At 73.7% G+C, this 12,603-nt stretch carries 11 protein-coding genes; 5 read left to right on the top strand and 6 right to left on the bottom strand.

The genetic code is table 11. The annotated features are described in order from the left end of the window. Positions 1–66 precede the first annotated feature (66 nt). Together PIR53_18625 and PIR53_18630 are read right to left on the bottom strand one after the other, a co-directional pair. Positions 67–1,662 (bottom strand): cation acetate symporter, encoded by a 1,596-nt coding sequence (locus PIR53_18625; protein WZH52019.1) that lies wholly within the window; start codon positions 1,660–1,662, stop codon positions 67–69. Continuing rightward, positions 1,659–2,009 carry a DUF485 domain-containing protein gene (locus PIR53_18630; protein ID WZH52020.1) on the bottom strand — a complete coding sequence of 117 codons (351 nt, stop codon included), beginning with the start codon at positions 2,007–2,009 and terminating at the stop codon, positions 1,659–1,661. The genes PIR53_18625 and PIR53_18630 overlap by 4 nt, the downstream gene beginning before the upstream one ends. A gap of 204 nt (positions 2,010–2,213) precedes the next feature. Between PIR53_18630 and PIR53_18635 the strand changes: the two genes are divergently transcribed. After that, on the top strand, positions 2,214–2,996 hold the full coding sequence (locus PIR53_18635) for an MBL fold metallo-hydrolase (protein ID WZH52021.1): 783 nt from the start codon (positions 2,214–2,216) through the stop codon (positions 2,994–2,996). A 9-nt stretch (positions 2,997–3,005) separates the two neighbouring features. Here PIR53_18635 and PIR53_18640 read toward each other — a convergent pair whose 3' ends face one another. Further along, entirely contained in the window at positions 3,006–4,526 is a 1,521-nt protein-coding gene (locus PIR53_18640; GenBank protein WZH52022.1) for a hybrid sensor histidine kinase/response regulator, read from the bottom strand. Positions 4,527–4,765: 239 nt separating this feature from the next. Here PIR53_18640 and clpB point away from each other — a divergent pair, with 239 nt between their 5' ends. The 3 genes from clpB to PIR53_18655 all read left to right on the top strand — a co-directional run bounded on the left by clpB (position 4,766) and on the right by PIR53_18655 (position 9,532). Further along, entirely contained in the window at positions 4,766–7,390 is a 2,625-nt protein-coding gene (clpB, locus tag PIR53_18645) for an ATP-dependent chaperone ClpB (protein ID WZH52023.1), read from the top strand. Between the two features lie 103 nt (positions 7,391–7,493). Further along, the gene (locus PIR53_18650) at positions 7,494–8,765 is read left to right on the top strand and encodes a hypothetical protein (GenBank protein WZH52024.1); all 1,272 of its coding nucleotides are present in this window, start codon (positions 7,494–7,496) and stop codon (positions 8,763–8,765) included. Next, entirely contained in the window at positions 8,762–9,532 is a 771-nt protein-coding gene (locus PIR53_18655; GenBank protein WZH52025.1) for a hypothetical protein, read from the top strand. The genes PIR53_18650 and PIR53_18655 overlap by 4 nt, the downstream gene beginning before the upstream one ends. Before the next feature lie 184 nt (positions 9,533–9,716). Here the strand turns inward: PIR53_18655 and PIR53_18660 are convergent, their stop codons facing one another. The 3 genes from PIR53_18660 to PIR53_18670 form a co-directional block, all read right to left on the bottom strand. After that, complete coding sequence (locus PIR53_18660; GenBank protein WZH52026.1) at positions 9,717–10,673, bottom strand: META domain-containing protein; 957 nt, start codon at positions 10,671–10,673, stop codon at positions 9,717–9,719. A gap of 101 nt (positions 10,674–10,774) precedes the next feature. Continuing rightward, the gene (locus tag PIR53_18665) at positions 10,775–11,881 is read right to left on the bottom strand and encodes an aminotransferase class I/II-fold pyridoxal phosphate-dependent enzyme (GenBank protein WZH52027.1); all 1,107 of its coding nucleotides are present in this window, start codon (positions 11,879–11,881) and stop codon (positions 10,775–10,777) included. Between the two features lie 44 nt (positions 11,882–11,925). Then, positions 11,926–12,243: a hypothetical protein gene (locus tag PIR53_18670; protein ID WZH52028.1), complete on the bottom strand. Its 318-nt coding sequence runs from the start codon at positions 12,241–12,243 to the stop codon at positions 11,926–11,928. Between the two features lie 83 nt (positions 12,244–12,326). On the opposite strand from PIR53_18670, the gene PIR53_18675 reads away from it, so the two are divergent. Continuing rightward, positions 12,327–12,599 carry a DUF4229 domain-containing protein gene (locus tag PIR53_18675; protein ID WZH52029.1) on the top strand — a complete coding sequence of 91 codons (273 nt, stop codon included), beginning with the start codon at positions 12,327–12,329 and terminating at the stop codon, positions 12,597–12,599. Positions 12,600–12,603 lie beyond the last annotated feature (4 nt).

Raw genomic sequence — 12,603 nt, forward strand, 5'->3', positions numbered from 1 at the left:
GGTTGCGCCCGCGTTGCGGCGCGGACGCAACCCACGGCGGGTCGTGCAGGGAGGGTCGTGCGGGGATCAGTGCTGGGCCGCCCCCTCGGCGCCCGCGCCGGTGAGGGCGCGGACCTCGAGCTCGGTGTAGAGCTGCTCGGCCGCGGTCTCCCGCAGCGTCAGGGTGCCGATGATGCCGAGCAGGAAGCCGACCGGGATCGACACGACGCCCGGGTTGTTGAGCGGGAAGATCGCGAAGTCGGCGTTGGGGAGCAGCGACGTCTCCTCGCCCGAGGTGACGGGGGAGAGGAGCACCAGGCCGACGGAGGCGATGAGGCCGCCGTAGATGCTCCAGGTGGCGCCCCGCGTGTTGAACCGCTTCCAGAACATGTTGAAGAGGATCGACGGGAGGTTGGCCGAGGCCGCCACCGCGAAGGCGAGCGCCACGAGGAACGCGATGTTGAGCCGCTGCGCCGGGATGGCCAGGGCGATGGCGATCGCGCCGATGACGATGGCCGAGATCTTCGCGACGCGCACCTCCTGCTTCTCGGTGACCTCCTGGTCGCGCTTGAAGACGCCCTTGTAGAGGTCGTGCGCCATGGAGGAGGACGACGCGAGCGTGAGGCCGGCGACGACCGCGAGGATGGTCGCGAACGCGACGGCGGCGATGAGGGCCAGCAGCACGGCACCGCCGATCGAGCCCTCGCCTCCGCCGACCTCCTGGGCCAGCAGCGGGGAGGCCAGGTTGCCGGTCTTGCCCGCCTCGGAGGTGTCGATGAGGGCGGCCGCGCCGAAGCCGAGCACCAGGGTCATCAGGTAGAAGGCGCCGATGAGGCCGATCGCCCACAGCACCGACTTCCGCGCGTCCTGCGCGGTCGGCACCGTGTAGAAGCGGATGAGGATGTGGGGCAGGCCGGCGGTGCCGAGCACGAGCGCGATGCCGAGCGACAGGAAGTCGAGGCGGTCGAGGAACGTGGTGCCGTACTGCAGGCCGGGCTGCAGGAACGCGTCGCCCTGGCCGGAGCGGTCGGCGGCCTCGCCGAGGAGCGCCGACAGGTTGAAGTCGAACTTGAGCAGCACCAGGAAGACGATGAGCGCCGAGCCGGCCATGAGCAGCACGGCCTTGATGATCTGCACGTACGTCGTGCCCTTCATGCCGCCGACCGTGACGTAGAAGATCATCAGCGCGCCGACGCCGACGATGACGATGTTCTTGACCGCCTCGCTGTCGACGCCGAGGAGCAGCGCGACGAGCGTGCCCGCACCGACCATCTGCGCGAGCAGGTAGAAGATCGACACGATGACGGTCGACGTGGCCGCGGCCGTGCGCACGGGGCGCTGGCGCATGCGGAAGGCCAGCTGGTCGGCCATCGTGTAGCGGCCGGCGTTGCGCAGCATCTCGGCGACGAGCAGCAGGGCGACGAGCCACGCGACGAGGAAGCCGATCGAGTAGAGGAACCCGTCGTAGCCGTAGAGCGCGATCGCTCCGGAGATGCCGAGGAACGAGGCGGCCGACATGTAGTCGCCGCCGATCGCGAGGCCGTTCTGGAAGCCCGAGAAGGAGCGGCCGCCCGAGTAGAAGTCGGCGGCGGTCTTGGTCTGGCGGCTCGCCCAGAGCGTGACGCCGATCGTGATGGCGACGACGAAGAGGAAGAGCGACGTGGTCAGGAACTGCTGGTTCATCGGCGGATCCCCTGGTGGTAGCGCTGCTCGAGGTCCCGGGCGAGCGGGTCGAGGTGGGTGCGGGAGTGGCGCGCGTAGAGGAACGCGATGCCGAAGGTGGTGACGAACTGGAGGAGGCCGAAGACGAGCAGCAGGTTGATGTTGCCGATGACCTTCGTGTTCATGAAGTCGCCGCCCCAGTTGGAGAGCACGACGTAGCTGAGGTACCAGACCAGGAACGCCGCGGTCCACGGCAGCACGAACGCGCGGTAGCGGCGTCGCAGCTCGGCGAACTGCTCGGTGTCGGCGAGCTCGCGGTAGATCGGCTCCGACTGCGAGCGGTAGTTCCGCTCGGACGCATCAGACATGGGCCCTCCTTCGGGTGTGAGCGCCGTCACGCTACGAGTGGCGGGGGTCACCCCGGAACGGCGACGGACCGGTCCGTCGCCGGGCGGACGGGCGGCGTCGGCGAACGGTCGTCCACCGGCGACGAACGGTCGGCGGTACGGCGCGGGGCCCGGCAGGTGCGGCGGTGCTCCCCGGTGCGTGGGCCGCGGTGACATGATCGGGCCATGCGGGTCCACCACGCCGTCGCCGGGGTCCTCCGCCCCCGGTTCGCCGCCCGAGCGATCTGCCACGTGCTGGTCGTGGAGCACGAGGCGGGTCTGGTGCTCGTGGACGCGGGCTTCGGCACCGCGGACCTCGCGGATCCCCGCCGGCTGGGTCCGATGGGACGTGCGCTTCGCCCCGATCCCGACCCGAGCACGACCGCCCTCGCCGCCGTGCTCGCGCTCGGCTTCTCGGCGGAGGCGGTGACCCACGTCGTGCTCACCCACCTCGACTTCGACCACGCGGGTGGGCTCTCCGACTTCCCGCACGCCGTCGTGCACACGACGGCCGAGGAGTGGGCCGCGGCGACGGTCGCCACCCACGCCCCCGAGCGCCTGCGCTACAAGCCGGTGCAGTGGGCGACCACCAGCGACGTCCGCCGCTACGGCGGCGCGGGCGAGCCCTGGCGCCACGACCTGTCGGGCCACGAGGTGCTGCCCGGCATCACCCTCGTGCCGATGGCCGGGCACACCCGCGGGCACGCGATCGTCGCGGTCGAGGGCGACGACGGCCTCGTCGTCCACGCCGGTGACGCCGCCTTCGACGCGAGCGCGTACGGCGCGCACCACGCCACCACCGGCAAGGCGCTGCGCCGGGTGCCGCCGATGCGCGCCTTCGAGGTGGCCGCGGCGCGCCACCCCTGGCGGATCCGGGCCAACCACGCCGCCCTCCGGCGGCTGCAGGGCATCGAGGGCGTCACGGTCGTCAACGCCCACGACCCGCGGGTCTTCCCGGGCGAGGGCTAGGGCGGCCGTTCAGGCCACGGGCAGCTGCAGGGCGAAGATGGCGCCGCCCTCGGGGTGCTTCCGGTACGTCGCGGTGCCGCCCTGCGCCTCGGCGAGGATCCGCACGACGTAGAGCCCGAGACCCGTGCCCGTCGCGACGGAGGTCGCCGGGCGGGAGAACTCGCGGAACAGGTGCGGCTCGAAGTCCTCGGGGACGCCGGGGCCGCGGTCGACGACCTCGACCCGCACCGTGCGCCCTCCGGTGCCGGGCCGCACGGCGATCTGCACCGGCGCCGCGCCGTACCGCTGCGCGTTGCTGAGGAGGTTCCCCAGCATCTGCTCGAGGCGCAGCGGGTCGGCCCACGCGGCGGGGACCTCGGCGAGGTCGAGGCCGACCCCGTCGTGACCGTCGAAGAGGTCGGTGAGGAGGGCGGGCACGTCGACGCGGTGGAGGTCGACGTGGAGGGTGCCGCGGTGCACCTGGGTCGCGGTGAACAGGTCGGCGGTGACGCGGTCGAGCTGGGCGACCTGGCGCTTGACCGAGCGGTACAGCTGCTCCTGGTCGGCCTCGCTCAGCGTCGCGAGGCCCCAGGAGACGGCCTCGACCGCGCCGTCGATGACGGCGATGGGCCCGCGGAGCTCGTGGGCCGCGGTGGCGATGGCGCGGCGGAGCAGGCCGACGTCCTCGGTGGTCGAGTCGAGGTAGACGAAGATCGTGGTGCCGGCGCGGCGCAGGGTGGCGCGCACGGTGCCGGCGTCGACGAGGGCCTCGAAGACGGCGTCGCTCTCGTGGCGGTGGGTGGCGACGTGGTGGGCCAGTCCGGGTGCCGTCAGGCTCAGCAGCGAGCCGACCTCGGGCGACCCGCCGAGCAGCCGCTTGGCGACCGGGTTGGCGAAGCGGATCCGGGGCGAGGCCTCCTCCGTCACCTCGAGCACACCGAAGGGCGCGTGCTCGAGCGCGGCCGCGGCGCCGGTGGACCGGTCCGTGCCCCCGGCCCGCTCGACCGGTGCGGGGCCGGTGCGCACGGGCCGCGCCGTACCCTCGCCGGCCGGTCCCTGGGTCACGGCGACCGGCTGGCTCGGGCGGCGGGTGAGCCCGCTGACCTCCTCGACGTAGGCCAGGATCGCGTGGAGCGACGTGCCCTTCTGGACGTAGCCGTCGGCGCCCGCGGCGACGGCGCGCGACGCCATCTGGGTCGCGCCGAAGGCGGACATGGCGATGATCTTGGCGCGGGGGAGCGAGCGGCGCAGGGTCGGCAGGGCCTCGAGGCCGTCCATCACGGGCATCGCGATGTCGAGCAGCACGAGGTCGGGCACGGTGCGGCGGGCGACCTCGATGCCGGTGCGGCCGTCGGCGGCCTCGCCGACCACCTCGAACCCGCCTCGCGCGAGCACGAGCCGCAGCAGGTTGCGCAGGTCGGCGGTGTCGTCGACGACGACGACGCGGCGGCCGGTGGTCGGGCGGTCGCCGATCGCGGGCTGTGCGGGGGCGGCCGGATCGACCGGTGCGGGGGCACCGCCCGTGAGGGGTGAGGGCTCGATCGTGAGCATGCGGGGGGTCCGATCATCCGGAGGGGTGGCCCAACTCTCCCGCATCGGGGCGGCCTCCGCAGGCGCTTCGGGGGAACGCAGCCGATCCGTTTCCAGGAATGGTCAAATTTCCTAGAGTTGAGGGGAATCGACTCAACTCTTGGGTCGTTGCAAGGACCAGACGGTCACACTGGCCGTCGGAACACGGAACGACGCGGAGCACCGCTCCGCAGGACACCACGGAGACCAGGAGCCGCCCCATGAGTCAGTTCGGTGCCGACAGGTTCACGACCCGCGCCCGTGAGGCGATCGAGGTCGCCCAGGTCGCCGCCACCACCGCCGGCCACACCTCCACCGAGCCCGTCCACCTGCTCGTCGCCCTCCTCGGGGGCGGACCGGGCGGGGCCAGGGGCGAGCAGGAGGGCATCGTCCGCAGCGTCGTCACTGCCTCCGGCGTGGACCCCGCGACCCTGCTCGGGTCCGCGCAGGCCGCCGTCGCCGCGCTCCCGCGGGCCTCGGGCGCGACGGTGCAGCAGCCCGGCGCCTCGCCGGCGCTCACCCGCGTGCTCGCCAAGGGCATCGACCTCGCGGCCGCGATGAAGGACGACTACGTCGCCACCGAGCACCTCCTCGTCGCGCTCGCCTCGGTCGAGAGCAGCGCGCAGAAGGTCCTCGCCGACGCCGGCCTGACCATGCAGGGGCTGTCGGAGCAGCTCGTGACGATCCGCGGGTCGCGCCGGGTCACCAGCCAGGACGCGGAGTCGACCTACGAGGCGCTCGAGAAGTACTCCGTCGACCTCACCGCCGCCGCCGAGGAAGGTCGGCTCGACCCCGTCATCGGCCGCGACGCCGAGATCCGCCGCGTCATCCAGGTGCTGAGCCGACGCACCAAGAACAACCCGGTGCTCATCGGCGAGCCCGGCGTCGGCAAGACCGCCGTCGTCGAGGGCCTCGCCCAGCGCGTCGTCGACGGCGACGTGCCCGACTCGCTCAAGGGTCGCCGCGTGCTCAGCCTCGACCTCGCGGCGATGGTCGCGGGCGCGAAGTACCGCGGCGAGTTCGAGGAGCGGCTCAAGGCCGTGCTCGAGGAGATCAAGGACGCCGGCGGCCAGGTCATCACCTTCATCGACGAGCTGCACACCGTCGTCGGCGCCGGGGCCGGCGGCGAGGGCGCGATGGACGCCGGCAACATGCTGAAGCCGATGCTGGCCCGCGGCGAGCTGCACATGGTCGGCGCGACGACGCTCGACGAGTACCGCGAGCACGTCGAGAAGGACCCCGCCCTCGAGCGCCGCTTCCAGCAGGTGTTCGTCGGCGAGCCGAGCGTCCCCGACACGATCCAGATCCTGCGCGGCATCCAGGAGAAGTACGAGGCCCACCACGGCGTCCGCATCACCGACGCCGCGCTCGTCGCGGCCGCGACGCTGAGCCACCGCTACATCACCGGCCGCCAGCTGCCCGACAAGGCGATCGACCTCATCGACGAGGCTGCCTCGCGCCTGCGCATGGAGCACGAGTCCTCCCCGGAGGAGATCGACCAGCTCCGCCGTCTGGTCGACCGGCTGAAGATGGAGCAGTTCGCGCTCGAGAAGGAGCACGACGACGCCTCCGTCGAGCGGCTCGAGGCGCTCCGCTCCGACCTCGCCGACCGCGAGGAGGAGCTGCGGGCGCTCGAGGCCCGCTGGGAGCGCGAGCGGGCGTCCCTGGAGGGCGAGGGAGAGCTGCGTCGCCAGCTCGACCAGCTGCGCGTCGAGGCCGAGCGGCTGCAGCGCGAGGGCGACCTCGGGCAGGCCAGCGAGATCCTCTACGGCCGCATCCCGGCGCTGGAGAAGCAGCTCGAGGAGGAGGCCGCGACCGTCAGCATGGAGAAGGACCAGGAGCCGCTCGTCGGTGACGAGGTCGGCCCCGCGCAGATCGCGGACGTCGTCGAGGCGTGGACGGGCATCCCCACCGGTCGCCTCCTCGAGGGCGAGGGGTCGAAGCTCCTCCGCATGGAGGAGGTCATCGGGGAGCGTCTCATCGGGCAGCGGGAGGCCGTGACGGCGGTGAGCGACGCCGTACGACGCTCGCGGGCCGGCATCGCCGACCCCGACCGGCCCACCGGCTCGTTCCTCTTCCTCGGCCCGACCGGCACCGGCAAGACCGAGCTGGCGAAGGCGCTCGCCGACTTCCTGTTCGACGACGAGCGGGCGATCGTGCGGATCGACATGAGCGAGTACGCCGAGAAGCACTCGGTCGCGCGGCTCGTCGGGGCGCCGCCCGGCTACGTCGGGTACGACGAGGGTGGTCAGCTCACCGAGGCGGTGCGCCGGCGGCCCTACTCCGTCGTGCTGCTCGACGAGGTCGAGAAGGCCCACCCCGAGGTCTTCGACATCCTGCTGCAGGTGCTCGACGACGGTCGCCTGACCGACGGGCAGGGCCGCACGGTCGACTTCCGGAACACGCTGCTGATCCTGACGTCCAACCTCGGGGCGACCTACCTCATCGACCCGATCCTGGCGCCGGAGCAGAAGCGTGAGCTGGTGCTCGCGGAGGTGCGGTCGCGGTTCAAGCCGGAGTTCCTCAACCGGCTCGACGAGGTCGTGCTCTTCGACGCGCTGACGATGGACGCGCTGCGCCGCATCGTCGACATCCAGCTCCGCCTGCTGGAGGAGCGTCTCGCGGCGCGGCGCATCTCGGTCGAGGTGACGGACGCGGCGAAGGAGTGGCTGGCGGACACGGGCTTCGACCCGGCGTACGGCGCCCGGCCCCTGCGCCGGCTCATCCAGTCGGCGATCGGCGACCCGCTCGCGCGGATGCTCATCGGCGGCGAGGTGGGCGACGGCGGCACCGTGCGCGTCGACCACCCCGAGGGCGGCGACGCCCTGGTGCTGGAGGCCGTCTGACCGACCCCCACCCCGCCCGCGCGGTCGTGGTGCGAGGCCTGCACTTCCCGCAGGCCTCGCACCGCGGCTCCGGGGCGTTGGCCGCACATGGTGGAATGAACGGGTGACCTCAGGAGCATCCGAGCGCCGCCCGCCCCAGGTGACCTTCGCCGGTTGGCTGGTGGTCGGTGGGTCCGTCTTCGTGCTGCTCGGGGCCTTCGAGGCCATGTCGTCGCTGCGCACGCTCGAGACGCGCGCCATGATCGAGCAGTTCCTCGACGAGCCGCCCGGCAGCTCGCTGGGCATCGGCGTCGAGCGGGCCCGGGAGCTGCGTCGCATCGCCATCTTCGTGCTGGCCGCCTGCGCGACGGTCGCCGCGATCCTCGGCGTCTTCGCGCTCCGGCGCGACAAGGGAGCGCGCATCGGGCTCACCGTCGTCGCGCCGCCGCTGTTCCTCGCGGGGTCCGTCGCGGGCGGCTTCGCCTCCGCCGTGGTGACCGTCTCCATCGTCATGCTGTGGCTCGAGCCGGCGCGCAGCTGGTTCGCCCGGCGCCCCCTCCCGGAGCGCTTCCGCCTGCCGCGCGAGGGGGGCGCCCGTCCCGACCGGGCCGACGGCTCCGACCGCACCGACCGCACCGACCGTCCCGCCGCCCTCGGTGGCGACAGCACCCCGTCGTCGTACGGCGCGCAGCCGCCCGTCGACGGCCCCGTGCAGCAGCCGTGGGGGCGCGCGTCGGGCGGCTCGACGTACCCGACCTACCCCCCGCAGCAGCCCGACGAGCCGGCATCGTCCGCACCGGGGTCGCCGTCCGCACCGGGGTCGCCGTATGCGCCCGGATCCCCGTACGCCGAGGGCTCGCCGTACGCGCAGCCCGCGGCGTACCACGGGTTCGGCGAGACCCACGGTGGTCCGGTGCAGGGCCGGGGGCCGTGGTCCGCGGCGCCCACGCGACGGCCCGGAGCAGTGATGGCGGCGGCGCTCGCGACGTGGATCGCGTCGGGCCTGCTGGCGGTGCTCATGCTCGTGCAGGCCGCGGTCGTCGTCGCCTCCCCCGACCTGCTCATGGACGAGGTGCGTCGCACCCAGCCCGAGCTGCTCGACCAGGGCGTCACGGAGGGCTACCTCGTCGGCGCGACGATCGGCATGGTCGGCGTCGTCGTGGTGTGGTGCGTCGTGGCCTGCGTGCTGGCGGCGCTCACGGTGCGCGGCCGCGGCTGGGCGCGCGTGATGCTGCTGGTCTCCGCCGGGGTCGCCGGCGGGATCTGCCTCCTCGGCACCCTGCTCGCCCCGCCCCTGGTGGTCGGCATCCCGGCTACCGCGATCACCGTCGTCGCCCTCCTCCGTCGTGACGTGGCCGCGTGGTTCGCGGCCCAGGACCGGGCGCGCCGCGCATGAGCGGCTACGGCGGCCCGTCGCCGTCCGACCCCGCCTGGAGCTGGCAGGCCGCCCCGGGTGCCGCGGGCAACCCCTACGGCATCCCCGACCACCGGCCGTCGCGCCCGGGGTCGGTCATCGCCGCCGGTGTGATCACGATGGTGTGCTCGACCGGCGTCGCCCTCTTCGCCGGTGCGCTGGCCGCCTTCGGCGCGCTCGTCTCCGTCAGCGGCTTCACGGCCGACGACGACGCGGGCGGCCTCGGTGACGCGTTCGGGGTGGCCTTCGGCGTCGCTGCCGCTGTCGCCGCCGCGTTCGCCGCGTGGGCGGTGGCGGCCTTCGTGCTCGGGATCCTCGTCATCCGCGGCTCGAGCGTCGCCCGCTGGATGCTGACGGTCAGCTCGGTCCTCGTCGCGCTCCTCATGCTGGGGTCGGCCCTCGCCGTCTCGGACGCCGAGTCGCTCGTCGTGACGGTGCCCGGGATCCTGCTGCCCCTGCTCGTCGTGGCGCTCCTCTTCATGCCCGGCACGTCCCCGTGGTTCGCCCACGGCGGCGGCTCCGCGCAGCTGATCTCGGCGGCGCCCGGCTACGGCAGCCACGGCGTCCCGGGCTCGCCCTACGCGCCGGGGAACGCCTACGGACCGCCGGTCCAGGGGTACGGCGCGGGTGGGCCGGCGCCGTACGCGGATCCCGCGCCGTACTCCGCGCCGAACTCCGCGCCCGACCTGCGCAAGCCCCCAGCGGGGCCGGGCCCGGGGCCGGGCCCGGGGCCGGAGGCGCCGCGCTGATCGGTCGGCGGTGGCCGCGCGGCTGACCGGCCGCTGGACGTCATGCGCCGCGGCGGTCGGGGGCAGCGCTTCGCATGACGTCCGGGAGGGGGGCGGGGGCCTCCGGGCGGCTGGGGCCCGGAAATGTGCGGATGGGGTCGGTCCGCCCGAAGGGGGCCGGCACCAAGTGCACAGTTCCGAGGGCTCAGTCCGCCGCCTCGTAGGTGCCCACCAGCCCGTCGCACCCGGCGGGACTGCTGACGCCACCGTCGGCGACGAGCAGCTCGACCCGGGTGCCATCGCCGAGGGCGGTCGCGAACCGCCCTTCGGGGAAGCGGACGCGGCGGAGCTCCACCAGCGTCGTACCGTCCCCCGCCCGCAGCACCAGCTCGCCCCCGTCGCGAACCTCGGCGGAGCGGGTGTCGACCAGGGTCTGCCCGAACCGGCTGCCGCACCCGACGAGCGTGGCGATCACTCGCCCGAAGCGGAGCGCGCCGTCGTCGCCGCGGACAACCTCGCCGCCCACGGAGTTGCACACGTCGACGCCGCGAAGGGCGTCAGCAGCGATCGTGATGCGGGCGTCGCCCGCGTGCGGCAGCTCCTCGCCCACGACGCGCTCGACCACCCAGGAGCCGTCGACGTCGGCGGTCGTCTCCGTGGTGGCCCCGGTACGGCGCAGCTCCACCACCGTTGCCCCCTCGGCGTCGCGCAGGTGGAGCGTGTCGGGGTCGAGGAGGACGGCGCCGGTCACGAGCTGCAGGGACCCCAGGACGCTCGTGTGGGGGAAGCAGCCCACGTAGGTGGACCTGAACGAGTCGAGTCGCATCTCGCCGGGCCGGCCCCACACGACGCGGGCGTCGAACGCGTTGCAGCCGTCGTCACCGCTCGCCGCGTCCTCGCCGAGAGTCAGCTGAGCATCTTGCTCGGCCGCCTGTGTGGTGGACGAGCCGTCGAAGCCGACGACGTCCCAGGAGCCCCGGGCGTTCGCGGCCGTCGCGGGGGTCTCCGCGGGCGCACCTGCGGGCGCTGCACCAGCGTCGTCGGTGTCCTCGCCGCCGGCCGCACCGCCCCACCAGAAGGCCCCGAGCAGCACGAGCGCGGCCGCGACGCCTGACGCGACCAGTCCCAGCGCCAGACGCCGTCGACGCACCGCCGTGTCCATCGACCACTCCTCCGCACGCGCGAACGAGCGGGCCCCCGTCGAGCGCGCTCGCCGTCAGACGCGCCGTACTCCCGCGCGGGTTCCCGACGGCACCGCGGAACCTACGCCCGCAGCTCCGCCGCGCGCAGCCGTCGGATGCCCTCGACGACGACGTCCTCGTCCTTGCAGAACGCCCACCGCACGAGGTGTCGCCCGGTCTCTCCGGCGTAGAACCCCTGCATCGGGATGGCGACGACGCCCGCGCGCTCGGGCAGCGCGGCGCAGAAGGCCGCGCCGTCGGCCCAGCCGAGGTCCTCGACGTCGGTGACGGTGAAGTAGGTGCCCTCGGAGACCCGCGGAGCGAGCCCGGCCTCGGCGAGGCCGTCGAGCAGCACGTCCCGGCGCCGCTGGAGGTCGGTCGCGAGCACCAGCGGGAAGTCGCCCTCGTGGTCGAGCGCGTGCGCGGCGGCGGGCTGCAGCGGCGAGCCGGAGGTGAAGGTCGTCCACTGCTTGACGGCGAGGACGGCGTCCACGAGGTGGGCCGGTCCGGTCGCCCAGCCGACCTTCCAGCCGGTGAGGGACCAGGACTTGCCGAGGCTCGAGAGCGTCAGCGTGCGCTCGGCCATCCCCGGGAGGGTGGCGATCGGTCGGTGCCGCCGTCCGTCGAAGACGAGGTGCTCGTAGACCTCGTCGGTCACGACGACCACGTCGTGCCGCACCGCCAGCTCGGCGACGACGGCCAGCTCCGCGTCGGTGAGCACGGTGCCGGTCGGGTTGTGCGGGGTGTTGAGCAGGAGGAGGCGGGTGCCGTCGTGCACGGCCGCCCGCAATGCGTCGACATCGAGCCGGAACGACGGCGCAGGCAGCGTCACCGGACGCAGCACCGCCCCGGCCATCTGCAGCATCGCGGGGTAGGAGTCGTAGAACGGCTCGAGCAGCACGACCTCGTCACCGGGGTCCACGAGCCCGAGCACCGCGCTGGCGATGCCCTCCGTCGCTCCCGTGGTGACGACCACCTGGGTCTCGGGGTCGAGGTCGATGCCGTGGTGGCGGGCCTGGTGCCGGGCGACGGCCACCCGCAGCTCGGGGACGCCGCGGCCCGGTGCGTACTGGTTCCGCCCCTCCAGCAACGCCGTCCGCGCCCGCTCGAGCACGGAGGCGGGACCGTCGGTGTCGGGGAAGCCCTGGCCGAGGTTCACCGCCCCGGTCCGCACCGCGAGGGCGGACATGGCGGAGAAGATCGTCGGCGGGATGCCGTCCAGGCGTCGTGCGGTCAGCGGATCGGCTCCGGCGGCTCGTCACCGCGGTCCGGGCGCGGGTCCGCGCCGTCGGGGTCGAGGCCGGAGAGGTCGTCGGGCGCCTGCTCCGACGGCTCGGTCGGGTCCGGCCGCGGATCCGCAGCGGGGCCGCGCGGGCGCCGTACCTTCTTGTTGAGGTCCCACAGGAAGTCGGGGTCGTCGTCCGGCCCCATCGGCCGCGCCGGGCCGGGTCGTGCGGGCGAGCCGCCGCCCGGTCGACGCTTCTCCAGGGCGCGCACGAGCAGGTAGACGCCGATCGCGATGACGGCGAGCACGAGCGCGAACTTCAGCACTCCTCCACTGTAGCCAGCCCCCGGGCACCGCCCCGGGCGACCGCGGCGACGACGCGGGCCCCGCTGCTCGTTACCCTGGGCGCGTGAAGCAGTTCGTCACCTACACGCTCCTGCGGCTCGCGCTCTTCTTCGTCGTGTACGCCGTCGTGCTCGGCGTGTGGACGCTGATCGTCGGCTCCGGCCCGCTCATCCAGCTGCCGCCGCTCATCATCGCGATGCTGATCTCCGGCATCGTCGCCTTCGTGCTGCTCGACGAGCAGCGCGAGGCCTTCGCGGAGCGGGTCGACGCCCGCGCGAAGCGGGTCTCGAGCAGCTACGAGAAGTCGCGCAGCCGCGAGGACGAGGACGAGGTCTGAGCCT

It is taken from the genome of Nocardioides alkalitolerans (assembly GCA_038184435.1).
Classification (GTDB): domain Bacteria; phylum Actinomycetota; class Actinomycetes; order Propionibacteriales; family Nocardioidaceae; genus Nocardioides; species Nocardioides alkalitolerans_A.

Bases quoted from the DNA above. Each gene is read 5' to 3' on its own strand.
- PIR53_18640 (WZH52022.1), bottom strand. From the start codon at position 4,526: ATGCTCACGATCGAGCCCTCACCCCTCACGGGCGGTGCCCCCGCACCG.
- PIR53_18625 (WZH52019.1), bottom strand. From the start codon at position 1,662: ATGAACCAGCAGTTCCTGACCACGTCGCTCTTCCTCTTCGTCGTCGCC.
- PIR53_18655 (WZH52025.1), top strand. From the start codon at position 8,762: ATGAGCGGCTACGGCGGCCCGTCGCCGTCCGACCCCGCCTGGAGCTGG.
- clpB (WZH52023.1), top strand. From the start codon at position 4,766: ATGAGTCAGTTCGGTGCCGACAGGTTCACGACCCGCGCCCGTGAGGCG.
- PIR53_18635 (WZH52021.1), top strand. From the start codon at position 2,214: ATGCGGGTCCACCACGCCGTCGCCGGGGTCCTCCGCCCCCGGTTCGCC.
- PIR53_18665 (WZH52027.1), bottom strand. From the start codon at position 11,881: ATGTCCGCCCTCGCGGTGCGGACCGGGGCGGTGAACCTCGGCCAGGGC.
- PIR53_18660 (WZH52026.1), bottom strand. From the start codon at position 10,673: ATGGACACGGCGGTGCGTCGACGGCGTCTGGCGCTGGGACTGGTCGCG.
- PIR53_18630 (WZH52020.1), bottom strand. From the start codon at position 2,009: ATGTCTGATGCGTCCGAGCGGAACTACCGCTCGCAGTCGGAGCCGATC.